Origin of the sequence: Corynebacterium sp. HMSC059E07, from assembly GCF_001814395.1 — a bacterium.
Lineage (GTDB): Bacteria > Actinomycetota > Actinomycetes > Mycobacteriales > Mycobacteriaceae > Corynebacterium > Corynebacterium hesseae.
Map to the genome: position 1 here is coordinate 76,664 of NZ_KV816293.1, position 20,191 is coordinate 96,854.

The window sequence follows — 20,191 nt, forward strand, 5'->3', positions numbered from 1 at the left end:
GGGGCTAGCTTGTCCTAAGCCCACTTCAATGTAGCAGCCCGCCCCGAGGAAAAGTAGGGATTACAGGAACTTCTCCAGCTGCTCACGCAGCGGCGCCGGTGCAAGGCTGAGGACGGTTTCGCGGATACCCGGAGTGTTCAGCAGGCCTACCGCGGCAGCCACCGCGGCGATGACTCCGATGACAGAACCGGCGATGATGCCCGCGGTGGATGAGTGGGAGCTGTGGTTATTCTTGCCCTCGTCGTCCTTGTTGTCGGCAGCGTCTTCGTCGTCGAGCACATCTTCAACGGAGTAGATGGTGGTGGTTCCGGAGACTTCGTTGCCCACGATGAGCAGGTGCTCGCCGTTGGGGGAGTTGGCCTTGTCGACGAAAGTGAAGCCCTCCGGGCCCAAGTCACCGGCAGCGGCGAACTCATCGGTGGAGAAGTCGCGGTTGTTGACGTAGGTGACGAAGGAGGCATTGGCCGGGTCAGTGACGTCATAGACGAAAACGCCGCCGACGCGCTCGGCGCCAACGAAAGCATAGGTGCGATCCCCAACCTTGCCGATTGTCAGGGCCTCCGGTTCAGGGCCCTTGTTGTCAGAGCGGTCATCAAACTCGGCCGCTTCGTTATCGGCGTTGTGGTGGAACACACCCGGTTCATTCAGCTCAGCGGTGATCTTTTCAAAATCGCTACCGGAGTCGAAGACGACCGTGCCGTTGGCATCGTAGATGCTAAAAGACCGGGAGCCGTAGGCATAGAGTTCATCGAAGCAGCCCTTCTCTTCATTCCAGCCGGAAGCAGTACTCAGCTTCAGGTTGCCGGCCTGTTTCTTATCGGCGAGGTCTTCCGCAGAGACGTCGCCCAGCGCGCCCTCGCACACCTTGCCGTCCTCGATGAGGTCCTTGAGCTCGACTTCATCGGTGTAGACGCCGGAACCACCGTCCTTTTCCTTGACACCCCACTCGCGGGCATCGCCTTCGTTCGCGGTAGCAAAGTAGGTCTGGCCACCGGCGGTGAAAGCGCCGATGGAATCCGGCATGGACAGCCCCTTGACCGGGATGGTGCGCAGCTCAGCCGAATCATCCTTGTTGGAGGAGTCGAGTGCTACCTGCGAGTGATCCGCAATGTGAGCCGGCAGGATCTTCTCCACGGTGGCGGATTCAATATCGATGACCCCAATGGCATTGGCCTCCTGCAGCGTCACGTATGCCTTGCCCGCCTGGGAGGAGATGTACTCCGGTTCGAAGTCAATGGAGGGCTTCGCCTCGTGCCCGGAGGGACCAAAGACGCGCACGCCCTCAGGCAGTGGCTTGCCGTCGAAAGCCGTGAAATCAGCGATGCGGGCATCCGCCTGAGTCGGCGCCGCAACTCCCGCCGGCAGCTTGATAACGGAGACGGAACCTTCTGGGTCGGCGACGTAATCGGTGCCCTCGGCGTTGAGCTCGTTCGACGGCTCGCCCTCGTTGGCCACGAGAGCGTAGCTTCCGTCCGCAGTGAGGTGGACGTTATCCGGCAAAGCGCCCACCACCACGCGCCCCAGCTCGGCGGTGGACAAGTCCTCGGCCGCGGCGTTGAAGAAGAGCGCCTCGCCGTTCTCGGTCTTGTCCGCCTGCTGGACGGCGGCCACAGCTAGGCCATCAGGGCGCACGGCTACGGAGTTGATTTCCTTGCCTTCACCGGCAGAAATCGAGCCGAGCAAGGTGGGCTTGGCCGGGTCAGCGGCGTCGAGGACGTCGATCTGGCCCGCGTGCGCGTTAACCGTAAGGATGCGCTTGGAGGCTGGGTGGAAGGCCACGATTTCCGCGGCCGATTCTGCGTACACGCCGGACTCATAGGTGCCGATCGGCGTCACCTTGAGGCTGGCGTCAGCGGCGGAATGCCCGATGACGTTGTCCACAATCGCGGCCGAGGATGCCGGCACGGTCAGGCTAAGGCTAGTCGCGGTCGCAGCACACAGCGCGAGAGCGCGGCGGGAGAAAGAGCGAGACATTGAGAAAGACTCCTTGAAGCGGAACGAAAAAGTTTCCGAACCACCGTACGTTGCACCCATGGTGCTTTTGGGGAACGCAGCGTTGCAAACAAACGATATCTAGGTAAACGTTCGGTGAATCGGTCGAATGCTAGGTAATGTGCGACGGGAGAAAGCTGGGGCGCTAAAATGAGCCACCATGACAAGCACCCCGCAAGACTTCGAGCCAATCCACGCCTCTGATATCCAACTGGCACAATCGCGAATTAGCTCGGAGATTGCCCCGACTCCGCTGCAGTATTGCCCGCGCCTGTCCCAAGAAACCAGCTATGAGGTGTACTTAAAGCGCGAAGATCTGCAGGACGTGCGCTCCTACAAGATTCGCGGCGCTCTGTACGGCATGTCGAACTTAAGCCAAGAGCAGCGGAAGCAGGGGATTGTCACCGCCTCTGCCGGCAATCACGCCCAAGGCGTGGCTTATGCCTGCCGCACCATGGGGATCCACGGCAAGATCTTCGTGCCGGAGCCGACCCCGAAGCAAAAGCGCGACCGCATCCTGGTCCATGGCGGTGACGTCGTGGAACTCGTGGTCACCGGCGCCAATTTCGATGAAGCAGCAGCCGCCGCACACGCGGATGCTGCGGAGCGCGGTGCCTTCTTTATCGAGCCTTTCGACGCACGCGATACCGTTACCGGCCAGGGAACCGTCGCCGCGGAAATCGTGTCCCAACTCTCGTCCATTGGTAAATCCCTCGACACCGTGGTTGTCCCCGTGGGCGGCGGCGGCCTGATCTCCGGCATCACCTCCTACCTCGCTGACATGGCCCCCCGCACCGCGGTAGTTGGCATTGAGCCGGCCGGGGCGGCGTCGCTCAGCGCTGCGTTCGCTGCCGGCGAGCCGGTAACGCTCGACACCGTCGATCCTTTCGTCGATGGAGCTGCAGTCAAGCGCATCGGTGAGCTGCCCTTCAAAATCCTGGAGGCCAATCAAGGACGCTTGCACTGGGATGTCGTCTCCGAAGGCGCCGTGTGCACTGAGCAGTTGGCGCTGTACCAGAACGAAGGCATCATCGCCGAGCCCGCCGGCGCGCTGAGCGTGACCGGTCTGCGCACGCTTAACCTGCAGCCGGGCTCAACGGTGGTCTGCGTTATCTCCGGCGGCAACAATGACGTGCTGCGCTACGCCGAAATCATGGAGCGCTCCCTAGTGCACCGCGGCCTCAAACACTACTTCTTGGTGAACTTCCCGCAGGAGCCAGGCCAGCTGCGCCACTTCCTGCAGGATGTACTCGGCCCTGAAGATGACATCACGTTGTTCGAGTACCTCAAGCGCAATAACCGCGAGACCGGCGCCGCGCTGGTAGGCATCGAACTGGGCAGCGCAGCGGGCATCGATGGTCTGCTGGAGCGCATGGAGAAGTCGAAGCTGAATTGCCAGCAGCTTAAGCCGGGCACCCCTGAGTACGACTTCCTCGTCGCGTAATGCTGGAGAGTTATCAACGCCCGGTCGCAGGTGACGTCGTCGAGCACGAGATTGAGATCAAACGCTCGCGGTTTATCACCCTCATCGGCCGCGCCACGAATGAGGCGGAAGCACGCGCGCTTATCGACGCCGCCCGCGACCGCTTTCCCGACGCCCGCCACCACTGCTCGGCGTATATCTACCACGTCGATGGCTCGAATCCAGTGGAGCGCTCCTCCGATGATGGCGAGCCTTCCGGCACCGCCGGTAAACCGATGCTTGATGTTTTGAAAGGCTCGGGGCTGCTTGATATTTGTGCGGTGGTCGTGCGCTATTTCGGCGGTATCAAGTTGGGCGCGGGCGGGCTCGTTCACGCTTATGGCGGCGCCGTGAGCGAGACGATGGAGCAGGTTGAGCATGTTACGCGCGCCTTGCGCGAGCTCTATACTGTCGAGGTTTCCCACGCGGAGGCCGGCCGGCTGGAAGCGGAGCTGCGCAACCGCGGCGTCGACATGGTGGATACCGCTTATGGCCAGGCAGTGACTTTCACCGTGTCCGTTGAGCCCGGCGGTGAGGAGAAACTCGCTGCAACGCTCGCGGCACTGACTCAGGGTGGGGTAAAGCCGAAGGAAGCCGGAACAGCCTGGGTGGAGCTTTAAGGTTGCGGGCTTCTGGCCATGTAAAATAAGCCCCATGACTATGCAGCGACGCCCCAACAATCCCATTGAGCAACGCAAACAAGCCGTACGCACCCACGCACGCAACGGCGCTGTGTGTGTCGTGGGAGGCGTCGCCGGCGGCATCCTCCTGGGTTGGGCATTGACTGGTTTCTGGACCTGTATGGCCATTGGCCTCATCGTCGCCGTGGTGGGTGGCGTGTACAACTGGGTCAAGATCCAGAAGATCGTCAACGAAAACCACAACCTTTAAGCGCCTATGGTGAATCAGCCCGACGGGCGGCCCGTCCGCATTGACGCCTGGGTCTGGTCCGTGCGCATGTTCAAGACTCGGTCAGAAGCTGCCACAGCGGTGCGCGCCGGGCACGTCAAGCTTAACGGCAACGCCACCAAGCCCGCACAGCAGGTTGTCCCCGGCGACCGCGTGCGCGTGTGGCGCAACCACCACGAACATGATCTCGAGGTGCTCGCCACCGTGTCCAAGCGCGTGGGCGCTCCCATCGCGCGGACCTGCTACATCGACCACGCACCGCCGCCACCGCCGAAGGAGTTTTTACCCTCGGTTCCGGTTCGCCCGCGCGGTGCCGGCCGCCCCACGAAGAAGGAGCGCCGGCAGATGGACAAGTTCCGCGGCGGATTCCGCTAATTATTCCGGAAGTTTTTTAAGGCCTTCAGGCGCGCGTTCAGGCGACGCTTGCGATCCTTGCGGTCGCCGGCTTGGGCGGTGGCCTCGATGTGCTGGGCACCGAACTTGTTGAGCAGCAAATCGTCGATAAGCCTGACTTGGCCCGGGCGGAAGCGGTAGCGCATGGCGTCATGCACGTGGGCGATGGCGTCTTCATCGAGGAGCTGCTTGAGCTGGCTTAGACGATTGATGCCGTTGTTTTCTAAAAGCTCCGCCAGGAAGCGGTAGTGCTCCGAGCGTGAACGCGGAAAGCGGTTACCCAGAATGATGGCGAGGACGCCGGGGAGGGTCTCTGCCGTGATTTCCACGTCATCGTCCGCCTCGGAGCTGGGGGCCTTAAGCGCCGCAATCTCATCGAACTGTTGGTCCGCCAACTCAATGAGGCCCGCAGCGAGCGTGAAGAGCCGATCCACCTGTGGGGATGGCGGGTTGGGGCCCTGCTTGTACCGGATATCGTGCTCAAATTCCGCCCAGGCGTGCTGCAGCACAGTGCGGATTTGAATCTCAAAGGTCCAGCCAACATAGGCTTCAAGTTCCTCAAGGGCAGCGGCACTATCTTCAGAAACCTTGAGCACTAGGTGGTGTGAACCATAGCCAAAGCCGCCGGAAATCCGCGTTTCTGCTGCCTTGTCCACCGAGCGAAGCACGGTGAAGGTTTCTCCCAGAACTTCGAGGGCCTCCGGAATAACCGTGGAGTGGAAGACGGTAATCCGCACGCCCAAGACATCGTGGATATCCTCCCACGGAGTGGGATACATGAGCTCGCCGTTGCCGCGACGCTTCTTTGCCTTGGCCTTCAGGGACGGCCATTGCTTCACACGGGTAGCTACGCGGTCGAAGATAATTCCGGCGTCGTTAAGCAAGTCCTCGATGGCATCGCGGAAGTCCTGCGCCGCAGTGGGATGCGCGTGCACCCAGGAATGATACTGGTTGCTCAAGCGGGACATGGATGATTCAGCCATCGTGAAACGTGACTCCTTTCGGCCACGGCGGAAAAGTGCGGGGGTGTGTCTACACCTCCAACGGGAAGCCGTTAGCTAATACTAGCGGTTGCATGCTGAGCGGGGCTCGATGGCGCGGACGCAATTCAGCAGCGCGCCACGCTAACTCCGTGGCGCGATGCGGGGATACGTTGAACAACGCATAAAGAGTGTGCGCATCAGGCACGAGGTACGTGATGCTTCGAGCCTGGCTGAGCCTCTGAAGATGATTGTCTAGGATAACGAAAGCCTGCGGATGGGCCAACCAGGACGATATCGTGCAGCGATGAGCACGCACCTCGAGACCTGCCTCGGCCCCCATGAAGCCCAGCTCGGCAGGGCGGGTGAAGAACCGCAGTCCCTGCTCCGTCAACGCTCGCCGCTGCAGATTCAGCGCTGCGGAATCCCATGCCTGGCGTACGGTCAAGCCCATATCATCCAGAGCGCGCTGGCTTACACGCTTGGCCTCCGTACCCGTGCCGCGCACTATGGACATCGATAGCGTGCGCGATAGCTGGAGGCTAGCAGGTGAGTCCCCAAAACCATCATCGCACAGCTTAATTCCGGTCAGCTCTTCGCTCGGGCAGAGCGAGGGGAGAAGGCGATCGACGTGGAGGGAAGTGGACAGCGCGATGGTCATAAGGATTTATCTCCGTAACGGTTGGGCAGGTGCAGATTCCTTATGCTTATTGGACTGCGCTCCACGCCCACCGGTTCCCAGCGAAGAGGAGAATTCCTTTGTAATGGGGCTTATCGCGGGTGCCTTGAGCCCAATCGCGGGTTAAAACGGAGGTGCTTCATCGAGCTGAAGCTCCTCGAGGAGCTTGTCTGTCTGCCAGATCTCAATATCCTGGCCCTTGCCTTGTAGCTCTTCGGCGCGCTTTTCCTTCGATGTCTTGGTGGCCCACTGGCCCACGACGAGGATGGTGGTCTTCTTCGTGACGTTCTTGCCCACCTTTCCACCGCGCTCAGCAATCTTGGACCACAACAGACCTTTATCAAAAGGTTCGAAGTCACCGGTGAGGGTGACATTCTGGCCAAACAATGCGCCTTCTGGATCGGCGTCGGGGTTCGGATCCGGGATAGTGTCCGGCGTGGATACGGACTGCCATGGGGCCGGCCCGCGGCGCTGTGCGGACCCGGAGCTCTTCTTTTTCGCACCCGAGGTCGTCCCCGCCATGCGCGTCTTGTCGCGGAAATCCGTGCCGGCGCCTAAGTCCGCTGCAGACAACGGAGCAGTGTTGGCGCGCAGAACTGGGATGACGGACTCCTCGCTCAAGGTGCCCAGGGCAAAGTCCCGGGTGGTGAACAAGTCCTCGATGGAACCAGAGTGACCAAAGCGCTGGGCCAGAGCGCTAACAATTTCGCCGGCTGCCCGGGCATCCGCTGTGGCTTCGTGGTGGTGGAAGTCCTCGGCCCCGATGCAGGATGCGACGGTCGGAAGCTTATGGTTGGCCACGTCGATGACACCGGCGCGGGAGGCATCGCGAGCCAGGGCCAGCGAGCACGCCAAGCGAATCTCCGGAACCGGCGCCGCAGATTTCATAAGGCCGCTGCGCAAGGCCGTGGAATCGAACTGTGCGTTGTGGGCCACCATCGTGTCAGAGCCGAGGAAGTCGAAGAGCTCGGCAGCAGCATCCGCAAAGGGCGAAGCATCAGCGACGTCATCTGGTGTGATGCCGTGGATACTGATGTTGACGTCGTCGAAGTGCTCTAGGCCCGGCGGGGGAGTGCACAACCACGTACGGGACTCGGTCTCTTCGCCATCGCGGAAGCGGACCGCGCCGATCTGGCACACCGAACCCCAGTTGTCATTGGCCGTTTCCACATCGACGGCGGTGAAGTTCAATCCCTGAACACGAGTGCTGGCGGCCGGTGCTTCGCCGCGCAAGGCAGCCTCCACCGCCTGCGCGAAAGCCGTGGCATCCTGGCCGGGTGCAAAACGGATGACCGTGTCACCAACACCACCTTCGGCACCGCTAGTGCCGTGAACGATGACCTGCCCAAAACTCGTTGCCGTCGGCTCCGTGCATTCCACGCCCGTGGCTCCAGCGAGGGAGAGACTCTCGTGGGCTGGTGCGCCGAGGGAAGAAGCAAGCAAAGAGCGGCGGAAGACAAGGGCTTCGGCGGTGACATCAATGACGGCACCGTGGGCAGTGTAGGACACGGATTCCTTTCAAAGCATGGTGTTGGTGGTGGAGAGCAAGCGGTGAAGAAGCAGCCAAAGCTTCAGCTGCTTCTTGCCGAAGCAACCGATTATGCAGATTCGTCGTTGTCGTCGAAGACCGGGGGCTCGGTCTGGCGCAAGATCAGCGTGGAGCGCGGCTGCACCATGATGGTTCCTTCGGCAGCGATCAGCTTTTCCTCGTCCGGGTATCCGCCGGAATCAGAAGTATCGACGATGAGCCGCCAGCTAGCACCCAAGTCCTTCTTCGGCAGGGTGAACTCAATGTCCTCGTGGTGGGCGTTGAAAATCATGATGAAGGAATCATCCGTGATGCGTTCGCCGCGGGCCGTCGTTTCCGTGATGGCGTTGCCATTGAGGTAGACCATGAGGGCCTTGCCGAATTCAAAATCCCAGTCCTCCGGAGTCATCAGCTTGCCGGAGGGCACGAGCCATGCAATATCGCGGTCTTTCACCTCAGAACCAAAGGGGCCACCGGCCAAGAAACGCTGGCGACGGAACACCGGGTGGTTCTTGCGGATGTTAATCAGGCGCTTAGTAAAACCGTGCATGGCGATGTTCTTTTCCTGCTCCAACATCGACCAATCGATCCAGGAAATCTCGTTGTCCTGGCAGTACACGTTGTTGTTGCCGCCCTGGGTGCGGCCTAGTTCATCGCCGTGACACAGCATCGGGGTGCCCTGGGAGAGCAGAAGGGTAGTGAGGAAGTTGCGGACCTGGCGGCGGCGAAGCTTCTTAATTTCTTCGTCGTCAGTCGGGCCCTCCACGCCGTGGTTCCACGAGCGGTTGTGGGATTCACCGTCGCGGTTGTCCTCCCCGTTGTCCGCATTGTGCTTTTCGTTGTAGGACACCAAATCACGCAGCGTGAAGCCGTCGTGAGCGGTGATGAAGTTAATGGATGCGGTGGGGCGGCGGCCGTTGTTGGCATACAAGTCGGAAGAGCCGGTCAAGCGTGAGGCAAACTCACCCATCTTCGACGGTTCCCCGCGCCAGAAATCACGGACGGTATCGCGGTACTTACCGTTCCATTCGCTCCAAATGGGCGGGAAGTTACCAACCTGGTAGCCGTTATGGCCCACGTCCCAGGGCTCGGCGATGAGCTTGACCTTGGAGACCACCGGGTCCTGCTGCACCAGATCGAAGAAGGTGGCGAGCTTGTCGACGTCATCCAGCTCGCGCGCCAGAGTAGACGCGAGATCGAAACGGAAGCCATCCACGCGCATCTCCGTCACCCAATAACGCAGCGAATCCATAATCAGCTGGAGGGAGTGCGGGTGGCGGACATTGAGGGAGTTACCGGTGCCGGTGTAGTCCATGTAGTGCTCGGGATTGTCATCGACCAAGCGGTAGTAGGCATGGTTATCAATACCGCGGAAGGCAATGGTTGGCCCCATGTGGTTGCCTTCGGCGGTGTGGTTGTAGACGACATCGAGGATGATCTCAATCCCTGCCTCGTGGTAAGCGCGAACCATAGCCTTGAACTCAGCCACTGCCTCGCCTGGCTTCTTGGCGTAGGCGTAGTCCGCATGCGGCGCGAAGAAACCGAAAGTGTTATAACCCCAGTAGTTGCGCAGGTCCAGCTGGCGCAGACGGTCATCCTGGAGGAACTGGTGGACCGGCAGCAGCTCGACGGCCGTCACACCCAAGTCCTTGAAGTAGTTGATGATCGCTGGGTGCGCCATGCCGGCGTAGGTGCCGCGCAGCTCCTCTGGCACATCCGGGTGCGTCATCGTCATGCCCTTGACGTGGGCTTCGTAGATGATGGTTTCGTTATCCGGGGTATGCGGCCGGTTGTCGCCGTGCCACTCGAAGAAGGGGTTGATGACCACCGACAGCATCGTGTGGCCCAAGGAATCATCTTCGTTGCGCCCGGTGCCAGGCTCTTCAGCGAAGATATCGTAGGAGTACAGCGAGGCATCGCCGTCAAAATCACCGTCGAAGGCGCGGGCATAAGGATCGACAAGTAGCTTCGAGGGATCGCAGCGCAGGCCGTGCTCCGGTTCATAAGGGCCGTGGATGCGGTAACCGTAGCGCTGTCCGGGGCTGACGTTGGGGAGGTAGGCGTGCCAGACATGGGCGGTGACTTCAGTCAACTCAATGCGCTCTTCGCTGCCATCGTGGTCGATGAGGCAGAGCTCAACCTTTTCCGCGATTTCGGAAAAGATAGCAAAATTAGTTCCGGCTCCATCGAAGGTGGAGCCGAGCGGGGAGGGGGAACCAGGCCACACCTGGCGAGATGGCGTTAGATCAGCACGGGTCTCAGTCATGAGGCTCAGCTTAGTCAATTCTATTCGCAGCGATCGGTTCGCAGTGACTTTAGACCGGCAACCATGAGTTCCGCGGCGCGCACAGAGGTGGCGTCCACGGGCGCGGTGCCCGGAGAAGGAGAGGCCGTGCTGGGCGACGCCCCACTGAGCTGCTCGCGGGATTGCTCCATGAACGTAGCCCCGAGTGTGTAGTGGATCAGCGTACGAGCGGCGACGGCGATATCCTCCGGTGACGCATCGGGGGCTTCTTTCTGCATCGTGGTTGTGAATAGCTTTTCTAAGTCGGTGCTGGCTGAAGACTCTGGGAAAGCGGCGCCAGCGATGGCTACCTCGGCTCCATCGCGCCAGCGGCGCAGCTCCCGGTGCAGCGAGCTGACCAACTCCGCCGTGGTTTCACCCGCGACGGGGGAGAGGATCTCAGCGGTCATGGCGGCGATGAGCGATTGCTTGTTAGCTACATGCCAGTACAAGGCGCCGGGAGCCACGTCGAGGTTGGTGGCGACGCGGCGCATGGTAACGTCGGCAAGCCCGTAGCGGGTCAAGAGTTCGAGGGCGGTGGAAACGATAGCGTCGCGAGATAGATGCACACGACCAACTCTACGCGGCGCAAGAAACCCCTAGTGGGGCTCACAGGAAGCTTCAAGGTGTAAAATATGATTTCTTCAAACAGCCCTTGTTAGGGTTGTCGGAGATGCCCAAGAGCAACCACCACGCCTAGCGTGGATTTACCTATCGCTCTCTATTTAATTTGAGGAGTTATCCCTTGTCCTTTTTGACACCTGCCAAGAAGTCCCTCATCGCTGTTGCACTCGTTGCACCGCTTTCCTTGGCTGCTTGTGGTTCCGAAGACGAGAACGCAGGCGACACCACTTCCTCTGCGGCAAAGACCACCACGACGACGAAGTCCAAGGAAAAGACGTCTGAGAAGAAGACGGAAGAGAAGACTTCTGAGGAAAAGAAGGAGGGGGAAGAGAATAAGGACGGCGAGAGCGCTGCTCCGAAGCCGGAGGGAGAGAATCCTGAGGGCGGCAACCAAGCCGTGGCCAACCCCTTCGAAGAGGGCGCTGACCCGTTCCAGAACATGCCAAAGGTTGAACCGGTTCAGGGCGAGGCCGCAAGCCAGGAGGATATCGACGGTATCAACACCCTGGTACGTGGCATGTATGAGCAGCAGACCATGCGCTCCTTTGTGAAGTACCTTCCGGAGCACACCTGCGCGGCCGTGCGTAATGATCCGAACTCCGGCCTCGACCAGGTGGACTACAACCAGGTCCCGGATGTGCCGATGAACCAGCTCAAGGACATGATGGCCGCAGCTGGCCAGGACACCTCCCAGATGGAGGGCTTCGACTGGTCCAAGACCGGCGTTGAGTCCATCAACGATGTCGTGGTTAACGGCGATGACGCCTCCGCGACCGTGAACGTCAACACCAGCCAGGGCATGGATAGCTCCACCATGCGCTTCAAGCGCGAGAACGGTAACTGGACCTTCTGCGGCTAGAGATTATCGTGCCTGCACTGCGTGCACCTAGCTTTCATATACCCCGCGCCATTGGATTCGGCGCGGGGTTGCTCGCGTTAGCGCTCCTTGGTTTCTCCGCTGTTGGCGCTGTCTGGGGGCTGTGGCGGCCTACTCTGGAGGGCCATCGCATGGAGGATGGCGGCTATGTCCTGCGCAACGTTGCCGACGTGCAATTCGATTCTTATATCACCTTCGTGCTGATCACCGGAGTCCTCGGTATGGCCTTGGGAGCAATCGCCCACCGTTGGGGAGAGCGCTACCGTGGCGTCGGTGTGCTGCTGTGGGTGGCGCTGGCGGCTTTGGCCGGTGCGGCGTCCTTCTATGTCTTCGGTGGGGCGACGGCCACTGATGTTCCGGAGAACCCCGGGGAATTCGTGGAGTTCGTGCCGAAGTTTTCGCCCGGCATCGCGTGGCTTGTGGGACCATTTATGGCCATGTTTGTCTACTGGTCCGCGCTGTTCTTTGAGCCGCCCAGCGTGGCGCTCGAAAGTGAAACGGAAGAAAATGAGGCAGCGGTCGACGTGCGCTAGGGCCACGCGACGGGGGAGGAGCCCACGGCATCGCGTGAAATGTCATCGATGCCGTGGAGGACGTGCTTGATGCCGCGGCCGAGGGCGGTTATCAGTTGGGCGTCGGAAAGCCCGGCGCCCGTCATGACCGCGTAATCAATGCGCACCTGCAGCCCGTCAACGTTGGAGTGGCAGAAGGCCGAGGCCGAGTGATTGTTCCGGTTCCAATCATTGCAAATAAGGAAAATCCTGGAGAACTCGCTGCCCTGTAGGTTCGGGTCCCAATGGCCTTTGATGATGAGGCTTGGGCCGGAGTCAATGGCGAAGGCAAAGAGGACGTCATTGATCCAGGCATAAACTGCTTCATCGCCATCTGATTGGAAGCGCGAAATTCCCAGAGCGGGTAAGAGGGCTTCGAGGCGGTCCGTATCGACGCTGGCGACGGGGCCGTCGAGTTCTGTCTGTTCTTCCGGGACTGCCGGGCGGGGAAGCGTGAGAACGGGGAAAAGTTTAGCCAGTTCTTCGAGGCAGGCCGCGGCGTTGTGGAGCGCTGGCACTACCGAAGCGGAGAGTTGGGCGCTTGTGGGTTTCTGGTGCACCACGAGGAAGGAGTGACCCCACACTTCGACTTCGGTAGGGGAGGAATAGTTGAGCACGAGGTGCGGCGAGAGGCAGTCGTGGTTCCAGTCGTTGACGAACTCGCTGAGACTGGGGATATCGCCGAAACCAAGAATGCCATGGTGGGTGGTGTAGAAACGCAGGATCGGCTCGCCCTCAGTGTCCATGAAAGCGCGGGTTTCCCCGAGTGGCGAGTGCGGGAAGAGGAGCTCGTGTGCGGTTACCCGTATGCAGTCAAGGTTTTCCCGGCGCGTGAGGCGTTCGACGCGGGCAAGCAGGTCTGACGGGGACTGGCGGTCCAGGCCGTCGGCGCCGTTGCTCATTTCGCCACCTCCCTCTACCGATTCGGGATGCCGGAATGTGTTACTAGTGGCACATTCTATAACCCGCACCTGCCGGTTCGCTGGCTTTTCGGTCCGGGTATAGTAATGGGAAGGTATAGAAACCACTGCATATTATAAAAGAGGTCCCAGCATGCTACGAACCATCGACCTGCGTGGAGAGGCACTTACTACCTCCCGTTTGCGCCGAGTATTGCCGCGAGGGGGCACGGACGTGTCCTCGGTGATGGGCACTGTTATCCCCATGGTGGAGAAGGTCCGTGACGGCGGAGCGGCGGCTGCCCTCGACTTCGGCGAAAAATTTGACGGCATTCGCCCGGCCGCGGTGCGAGTTCCTCAGGAGGAGCTAAAGAAAGCAGCCGATGAGCTGGACCAGAAAGTGCGGGCAGCCATCGAGGAATCCATCGCGCGCGTGCGTGCTGTCCATGCTGACCAGAGGCCGGATTCGCACACGACCACTCTGGCACCGGGGGCAACGGTCACCGAGGTCTTTCACCCCATCGAGCGGGTGGGGCTGTACGTCCCGGGCGGCAAGGCGGTGTATCCATCTTCCGTCATTATGAACGCCGTCCCCGCCCAGGAAGCGGGCGCTGAGGCGATGGTCGTGGCCTCCCCACCACAGAAGGAGTTTGGTGGTCTGCCGCACCCGACTGTCTTGGCAACGTGCCACATGCTCGGCGTGGACGAGGTGTGGGCAGTAGGCGGCGGGCAAGCCATTGCGCTTCTGGCCTATGGCGATGATGAACCGGTTACCGGTGAGGAAGTACTGGAGCCTGTCGATATCATTACCGGCCCGGGCAACGTGTTTGTTGCCGCTGCTAAACGCGCAGTGCAGGGCGTGGTGGGCATTGATGCGGAGGCCGGGCCCACGGAGATCGCCATTTTGGCAGACGATAGCGCCAACCCCGTCTACGTGGCCTATGACCTCATCTCCCAGGCAGAGCATGATCCCATGGCTGCTTCCGTGCTCATTACTGATTCAGAGGAGTTTGCCGCCGCCGTGAACGCGGAGGTAGCGCAGCGTTATACCGCCACCGCCAATGCCGAACGCGCCGCCGAGGCGCTGCGCGGTGAGCAGTCGGGCATTGTCGTGGTTGAGGACCTTGAGGCAGGAATCGCCGTCGCGGATGCCTATGCCGCCGAGCACTTGGAGGTTCACACGAAGAACCCCCGGGCAGTTGCGGAGCGCATTCGCCACGCCGGTGCCATCTTCGTTGGCGACTATTCGCCCGTACCTCTTGGTGATTACACCGCGGGCTCCAACCACGTTTTGCCAACCTCTGGAACCGCGCGGTTTAGCGCCGGCTTGTCGACGCACACCTTCCTTCGCCCAGTAAACCTCATCGAGTATGACCGCGCGGCACTCGGCGAGGTAGCGCAGAACGTTATCGCCTTCGCCACCGCGGAGGCGCTGCCCGCCCACGGTGAAGCAATCGCCGCACGATTCGCCGAAGACACAGATGCCCAGAAAGGAGAGGCTTAAACCATGGCTGAGCTGAAGGATCTTCCCCTGCGTGAAGAATTGCGTGGTTCCAGCGCCTATGGCGCCCCGCAGCTGACGGTAACCAACCAACTCAACACCAACGAGAATCCTTATCCGCCGTCGGAGGCGCTGGTGAAGGACATGGTGGAGGCCGTCGAGAAGCACGCACGCCAACTCAACCGCTACCCGGAGCGTGATGCCGTCGAGCTGCGCACGGCGCTGGCGGAATACGTCAGCGAGCAGACCGGTGTCACCGTGGGCGTGGAGAACGTGTGGGCAGCCAACGGTTCCAACGAGGTGCTCCAGCAGCTGCTGCAGGCCTTCGGTGGGCCGGGCCGCAGCGCGCTGGGATTTACGCCGAGCTACTCCATGCATCCGATCCTGTGCGCAGGTACGCAGACCGAATTCATTTCCTGCCCGCGCGATGAGGACTTCCGCATCGATGAGGAGGCGGCGCTGGGGGCCGTCGCCAAGCACAGCCCCGACGTCGTCTTCATCACCACCCCGAACAACCCCACCGGTGACGTCACCCCGATCGAACTGGTGGAGAAGATCGTGCAGGCCGCGCCGGGCATCGTCATCGTGGACGAGGCCTACATGGAATTCTCGCCCTCGCCCTCAGCTACAACACTGCTGGCGAAGTACCCGACCAAGCTCGTGGTCTCGCGCACGATGTCCAAGGCCTTCGATTTCGCCGGCGGGCGCTTGGGCTACTTCGTGGCGGATCCCGCTTTCGTGGAAGCCGTGATGCTCGTCCGCTTGCCGTACCACCTCTCCGTGCTATCCCAGATCGCGGCCACAGTGGCTCTTGCTCACAAGGAGGAGACCTTGGGTACCGTGGCGAAGCTTTCGGCGGAGCGGGATCGGGTTGTCGCACGGCTCCAGGAACTTGGCTATTACGTTGTGCCGAGCGAATCCAACTTCGTCTCCTTCGGACGTTTTGCCGATCAACACGCGGTGTGGCAGGGATTCCTCGACCGCGATGTGCTGATCCGAGACAACGGCGTACCGGGTCTCCTGCGCGCCACGATTGGGCTGCCCGAAGAGAATGACGCCTTCCTTTCGGCCGCGGCGGACTTGGCAGATACAGTAGAGATGACTAACTGAGAACTGAAACTTGAGCCCAGACAAAGGCTCATGATGAAAAGAAGGAGCGTGGGACAATGAGCGCTGGTGAAGCTACACGCCACGACTTAGGCGACCGCATTGGCCGCGCAGAGCGCGTGACTGGGGAGACAAAGATCTCCGTCGAAATCAACCTCGATGGCACCGGCCAGGCGGATATTTCAACGGGGCTGCCGTTCTTTGACCACATGCTCAACGCTGTGTGTACCCACGGCTCCTTCGACCTTAAGGTCCATGCCGAGGGTGATATCGATATCGATGCCCACCACACAGTGGAGGACACCGCGATTGTGCTAGGCCGCGCTTTCCTCGAAGCACTGGGGGATAAGTCCGGCATCCGCCGTTTCGGCTCCCAGCTTCTGCCCATGGATGAAACGCTGGTGGAGGCCGTCGTTGACATTTCTGGGCGGCCCTACTTTGTCATGAATGGCGAGCCGGAGAACTTGGAGTGGCAGGTTATCGGCGGGCACTACGCCACGGTGATCAACCGGCACTTCTTCGAAACCTTTGCCACACACTCGGCGACGACTCTGCACGTCAACGTGCGCTATGGGCGCGATCCGCACCACATCACGGAAGCCGAGTACAAGGCAGTGGCCCGCGCCCTGCGCCAGGCAACCGAGCGGGATCCGCGAGTAACCGGAGTTCCTTCGACGAAGGGAGCACTCTAAGACGCTATGAATGTCATGGTTCTCATTCTCTTTCTCGTCGCCGGTCTGCTCGTCGGCGGCGCGTGGGCGGCGTATCAGAACGGTTCAGTATTGCTGACTGTGGTCGCGGGCGCGCTCGCGGCGGTCGCCGTGGCCGCCGCGTTGGTCTGGTTCCTCGACATCTTTTCGGCAGGATTGGCGGCAAAGTGACAGATAACGCCCCTCAGAGTGTGTGGAAGGTTGCCGGCTTCAAGGAAACCATGATCGCGGTGGTTTCCGCCTTCGGCGCGTGGTCAGTCTTGCTACCCGTGGTGCCGTTGGCTGTGTTGGATTCCGGCGGATCGGCCACGCTGGCTGGCGCCACAACCGGCGTGTTCATGCTGGCCACCGTGCTTACCCAAATGGCGACTCCGATGCTGCTGCGCATCTTTGGCTACCGGCCGATCATGGCGGCGTCGGCGCTGCTCTTGGGCGTGCCGGCGTTGGGCCACATGCTGGGCGACGCCGCCCCAATCGCCCTAGGCTTTTCCGCACTGCGCGGTATTGGCTTTGGTGCCCTGACGGTGTCGGAAAACGCGCTCATCGCGGAAATCACGCCGCGGCGCTTGTTGGGCAAGGCCACTGGAATCTTCGGCCTTTTTATCGGCGCGGCACAGATGGCCTTCTTGCCCGTCGGCCTTGCCGTCGCCGCAGCGTACAACTATAACGTGGTGTACCTCTTGGCCGCCGGCCTCGGCCTGCTGGGTTTCTTCACCTGCATCCTGGTACCGCAGATCAAGGCTGCCCCGGTGGGAGTGCCGGACCCATCGGATACCACTCCGCGTGCTCCAATGTGGAAGCTTGTGCTCGTGCCGGCACTGGCGTTGATGAGCTTCTCCGTGAGCTACGGCGTGGCCTCGAATTTCATTTCGCCGGCCGTGCGCGAATTGGATCCTGAACGCGGCGCGGTTTTGGGCGGCTTCATGCTGTCCGTGATTGGTGGCGCGGGCATGATTGCGCGCTACGTCGCCGGTGTCGTGGCGGACCGGGTGGGCAAGCCCGGCACACTCATGATTCCGGCCCAGGCTTCCTCGGTCGTGGGTGTGGGACTCATCGCCGCTGTGCTGTGGCAAGAGTGGTCGGTATGGCTGCTCGTGTTCGGTACGGTCATCTACGGTGCCGGCTTCGGCATCGTTCAAAACGAGGCGCTGCTGTCGATGTTTGACCGCCTCCCACGCGAGCGGCTCTCCGAGGGTTCTGCGGTGTGGAACATCTTCTACGACGGTGGTACTGGCCTTGGTTCGACGGTCCTTGGCGCCGTCGTGGCGATGTCAGGATACAAAGGCGCTTTTGCCGCAGGTGCCGCCATCATTGCGGTGGGCTTGCTCATGACTGCTGCTGACCTAGCTTTGGGTAAGACCCGCGTGAGCGAACTCAATGACATCCAAACGCGCTTGCGCAGGATTAGAAGGCCGAGGAGGCCCGGAAAGGAGCCACGATGAGCTCACACGACGTAGTTGTCCTTGATTATGGTGCCGGCAACGTCCGCTCGGCTGTGCGCGCACTGGAACGGGTCGGTGCCACCGTGACGGTGACCGCAGACCCGAAGCTGGCGGTGGAAGCCGATGGCCTGCTGGTGCCCGGCGTAGGCGCCTTCGCCGCCTGCATGGAAGGCCTGCGCGCGGCCCAGGGCCCACGGATCATTGGCCAACGCCTAGCTGGCGGCCGCCCAGTTCTCGGCATCTGCGTAGGTATGCAGATACTCTTTGAGTCCGGTACAGAACACGGCGTTTTTACGGAAGGCTGTGGTGAGTGGCCGGGGGAGGTGACCCGCTTGCAGTCGCCAGTTCTGCCCCATATGGGCTGGAACACCGTCGAGCTTCCCGACGATAGCCTTATGTTCCATGGCGTGAGCGCGCAGGATCGCTTCTACTTCGTGCACTCCTATGCCGCGCGGAGCTGGGAGCTCGAGACTGAAATCACTGAGCCGCCGAAGGTGGCGTGGTCCGAATATGGCGGTGACCGTTTTGTCGCCGCGGTAGAAAACGGTGCGCTATGGGCCACGCAATTTCATCCGGAGAAGTCGGGTGACGTCGGCTCGCAGCTGCTAAAGAACTGGATTGGAACGCTTTAAAGAGCCCACTCGAAAGGTAGACTACCCACCATGAGCTTTACACTGTTGCCCGCGGTTGATGTCGTCGACGGTCAGGCGGTTCGCCTTGATCAGGGAGAGGCCGGAACTGAAAAGCCCTATGGCTCGCCGCGTGAGGCCGCCCTTAAGTGGCAGGCCCAAGGCGCGCAGTGGCTGCACGCAGTAGATCTGGACGCAGCCTTTGGCCGCGGCTCCAACCACGAGCTGCTCGCTGAGATCACCACGAGCGTGGACCTTAACGTGGAGCTGACCGGAGGTATCCGGGATGATGACTCCTTGGCCCGTGCACTCGCCACCGGAGCCCGCCGCGTCAATATTGGTACCGCGGCTTTGGAGAACCCCGAATGGATTGCCAAGGTCTTGGCAGAGCATGGTGACCGCATCGCGGTCGATCTCGCAGTCCGGATGGTGGACGGCGAGTGGCGCACGCGCGGTAACGGCTGGGTTTCCGATGGTGGCGACCTCTGGGAGGTGCTCGAGCGCCTTGACGCCGCTGGTTGCACTCGCTTCGTGGTGACGGACGTGTCCAAGGACGGGACGCTGCAAGGCCCCAACATCGAACTGCTGCGTGAGGTTGCGGCCGCCACGGAGGCAAAGGTAACAGCCTCCGGTGGGATTTCCACCCTTGATGATCTGCGTGAATTGGCCCTCTACGAAAATGAGGGAATTGATTCCGCCATCATCGGCAAGGCTCTCTATGAGGAGCGCTTCACACTGGAGGAGGCGCTCGCGGCGGTTGCGGAAGTTACGCCGTTGCCGGGTGAAGAATACATTGACCCGATCGAGGAGAGGTAGGCCAATGGCCCCGATGTCAGGAACCTCCGCGTCGGATCCGCGCGAACTCGTGGCCTTTGCAGAAGCAGCGGTGGACCAGGTTGATGATCTCTTCCGCCGGGGCCTCGGTGCAGCGCCCGCGCGTTTCAAGGGCGAAGGGGACTTTGCCACCGAGGTGGATTTGCTGATTGAACAGCAGCTGCGTCTGACGCTGAACCAGCTCACCGGTATCCCGGTACTCGGTGAAGAATCAGGCGGCAGCCTTGAAGAAACGGTGTGGGTTGTGGATCCCGTGGATGGAACCGCGAACTACTCAGCCGGGAATCCATGCTGCGGCATTCTTGTCACGCTTATCCACGAAGCAAAGCCGGTTGTTGCAGTAGCGGATTTCCCTCTGCTACACCGCCGCGTCGTTGCGGCGCAGGGCATGCAGCTGCGAACCAGCGGCGGCCCCTCCACTGGTTTCGGTGGTGGCGAAGAAGCCCAGGGATTCGACGAGGCTCGTGGCCACGTGGGCTGCTCCTCGCACCTGCCGACGGGCCTGTTCAATGATCTCCGGGAGACCGGGCTGCGTCCCCGCATGACCGGGTCGGTGGGTCTGGATAATGCATTTGTGGCTCAAGGCGTGTTTGACGGCGCGGTGAATTTCTCGCCGCACCCGTGGGATAACGCGGCGGGTGCTCTCATGATCAAGGCTGCCGGTGGCCGCGTGAGTGATCCAGAAGGCAACGAGTGGACCGCGCATTCACAGGGATTCGTGGGCGGTACCCCGCAGGTGCATGCCACGATCTTGGATGCCATCGCCCGAAACCCCCGCGGAAGCCGTTGA

At 61.2% G+C, this 20,191-nt stretch carries 21 protein-coding genes; 14 read left to right on the top strand and 7 right to left on the bottom strand.

The features are described from left to right. Positions 1-60: 60 nt before the first annotated feature. Entirely contained in the window at positions 61-1,974 is a 1,914-nt protein-coding gene (locus HMPREF2967_RS05300) for a choice-of-anchor I family protein (RefSeq protein ID WP_070685335.1), read from the bottom strand. A gap of 178 nt (positions 1,975-2,152) precedes the next feature. On the opposite strand from HMPREF2967_RS05300, the gene ilvA reads away from it, so the two are divergent. From ilvA to HMPREF2967_RS05320, 4 genes are read left to right on the top strand one after another with little or no spacing between them, the layout of a single operon-like run. Then, a complete protein-coding gene (ilvA, locus tag HMPREF2967_RS05305) occupies positions 2,153-3,436 on the top strand; it encodes a threonine ammonia-lyase IlvA (protein ID WP_070519912.1) in 1,284 nt (427 codons plus the stop codon). Then, complete coding sequence (locus tag HMPREF2967_RS05310) at positions 3,436-4,074, top strand: YigZ family protein (protein ID WP_070519914.1); 639 nt, start codon at positions 3,436-3,438, stop codon at positions 4,072-4,074. Before ilvA ends, HMPREF2967_RS05310 begins: the two co-directional genes overlap by 1 nt. Before the next feature lie 34 nt (positions 4,075-4,108). Continuing rightward, entirely contained in the window at positions 4,109-4,345 is a 237-nt protein-coding gene (locus HMPREF2967_RS05315; RefSeq protein WP_070519916.1) for a hypothetical protein, read from the top strand. A 6-nt stretch (positions 4,346-4,351) separates the two neighbouring features. Further along, complete coding sequence (locus tag HMPREF2967_RS05320; RefSeq protein WP_070519918.1) at positions 4,352-4,738, top strand: RNA-binding S4 domain-containing protein; 387 nt, start codon at positions 4,352-4,354, stop codon at positions 4,736-4,738. On the opposite strand, the gene HMPREF2967_RS05325 is transcribed toward HMPREF2967_RS05320, so the two are convergent. The 5 genes from HMPREF2967_RS05325 to HMPREF2967_RS05345 form a co-directional block, all read right to left on the bottom strand. Beyond that, complete coding sequence (locus HMPREF2967_RS05325) at positions 4,735-5,739, bottom strand: GTP pyrophosphokinase (protein WP_070533272.1); 1,005 nt, start codon at positions 5,737-5,739, stop codon at positions 4,735-4,737. The two genes, HMPREF2967_RS05320 and HMPREF2967_RS05325, sit on opposite strands and share 4 nt — an antisense overlap. A 49-nt stretch (positions 5,740-5,788) precedes the next feature. After that, positions 5,789-6,397, bottom strand: coding sequence for a hypothetical protein (locus tag HMPREF2967_RS05330; protein ID WP_070685337.1), 609 nt, complete (start codon positions 6,395-6,397; stop codon positions 5,789-5,791). Positions 6,398-6,538: 141 nt separating this feature from the next. Then, positions 6,539-7,924 (bottom strand): 3'-5' exonuclease, encoded by a 1,386-nt coding sequence (locus HMPREF2967_RS05335; protein ID WP_070685339.1) that lies wholly within the window; start codon positions 7,922-7,924, stop codon positions 6,539-6,541. A gap of 89 nt (positions 7,925-8,013) precedes the next feature. Beyond that, positions 8,014-10,209, bottom strand: a complete 2,196-nt coding sequence (gene glgX, locus HMPREF2967_RS05340) for a glycogen debranching protein GlgX (RefSeq protein ID WP_070565499.1) — start codon at positions 10,207-10,209, stop codon at positions 8,014-8,016. 20 nt (positions 10,210-10,229) lie between these two features. After that, positions 10,230-10,796 carry a TetR family transcriptional regulator gene (locus HMPREF2967_RS05345; RefSeq protein WP_070685341.1) on the bottom strand — a complete coding sequence of 189 codons (567 nt, stop codon included), beginning with the start codon at positions 10,794-10,796 and terminating at the stop codon, positions 10,230-10,232. A gap of 176 nt (positions 10,797-10,972) precedes the next feature. Between HMPREF2967_RS05345 and HMPREF2967_RS05350 the strand changes: the two genes are divergently transcribed. After that, positions 10,973-11,710: a hypothetical protein gene (locus tag HMPREF2967_RS05350; RefSeq protein ID WP_070685343.1), complete on the top strand. Its 738-nt coding sequence runs from the start codon at positions 10,973-10,975 to the stop codon at positions 11,708-11,710. A gap of 149 nt (positions 11,711-11,859) precedes the next feature. Beyond that, positions 11,860-12,261, top strand: coding sequence for a hypothetical protein (locus tag HMPREF2967_RS05355; RefSeq protein ID WP_227485693.1), 402 nt, complete (start codon positions 11,860-11,862; stop codon positions 12,259-12,261). On the opposite strand, the gene HMPREF2967_RS05360 is transcribed toward HMPREF2967_RS05355, so the two are convergent. After that, a complete protein-coding gene (locus HMPREF2967_RS05360) occupies positions 12,258-13,181 on the bottom strand; it encodes a YbjN domain-containing protein (RefSeq protein ID WP_070533262.1) in 924 nt (307 codons plus the stop codon). The two genes, HMPREF2967_RS05355 and HMPREF2967_RS05360, sit on opposite strands and share 4 nt — an antisense overlap. A gap of 151 nt (positions 13,182-13,332) precedes the next feature. Between HMPREF2967_RS05360 and hisD the strand changes: the two genes are divergently transcribed. From hisD to HMPREF2967_RS05400, 8 genes are read left to right on the top strand one after another with little or no spacing between them, the layout of a single operon-like run. Further along, a complete protein-coding gene (gene hisD / locus HMPREF2967_RS05365; protein ID WP_070685345.1) occupies positions 13,333-14,682 on the top strand; it encodes a histidinol dehydrogenase in 1,350 nt (449 codons plus the stop codon). Positions 14,683-14,685: 3 nt separating this feature from the next. Further along, the gene (locus tag HMPREF2967_RS05370; RefSeq protein ID WP_070685347.1) at positions 14,686-15,789 is read left to right on the top strand and encodes a histidinol-phosphate transaminase; all 1,104 of its coding nucleotides are present in this window, start codon (positions 14,686-14,688) and stop codon (positions 15,787-15,789) included. Between the two features lie 56 nt (positions 15,790-15,845). Next, complete coding sequence (gene hisB / locus HMPREF2967_RS05375) at positions 15,846-16,478, top strand: imidazoleglycerol-phosphate dehydratase HisB (protein ID WP_070519938.1); 633 nt, start codon at positions 15,846-15,848, stop codon at positions 16,476-16,478. A 6-nt stretch (positions 16,479-16,484) separates the two neighbouring features. Next, positions 16,485-16,667, top strand: a complete 183-nt coding sequence (locus HMPREF2967_RS05380; RefSeq protein ID WP_070519941.1) for a hypothetical protein — start codon at positions 16,485-16,487, stop codon at positions 16,665-16,667. Positions 16,668-16,717: 50 nt separating this feature from the next. Next, a complete protein-coding gene (locus HMPREF2967_RS05385; RefSeq protein WP_070596922.1) occupies positions 16,718-17,938 on the top strand; it encodes an MFS transporter in 1,221 nt (406 codons plus the stop codon). Next, positions 17,935-18,570, top strand: a complete 636-nt coding sequence (hisH, locus tag HMPREF2967_RS05390) for an imidazole glycerol phosphate synthase subunit HisH (protein WP_070596862.1) — start codon at positions 17,935-17,937, stop codon at positions 18,568-18,570. Before HMPREF2967_RS05385 ends, hisH begins: the two co-directional genes overlap by 4 nt. Positions 18,571-18,600: 30 nt before the next feature. Continuing rightward, entirely contained in the window at positions 18,601-19,383 is a 783-nt protein-coding gene (priA, locus tag HMPREF2967_RS05395; protein ID WP_070519945.1) for a bifunctional 1-(5-phosphoribosyl)-5-((5-phosphoribosylamino)methylideneamino)imidazole-4-carboxamide isomerase/phosphoribosylanthranilate isomerase PriA, read from the top strand. A gap of 4 nt (positions 19,384-19,387) precedes the next feature. After that, positions 19,388-20,191, top strand: coding sequence for an inositol monophosphatase family protein (locus tag HMPREF2967_RS05400; RefSeq protein WP_070533252.1), 804 nt, complete (start codon positions 19,388-19,390; stop codon positions 20,189-20,191).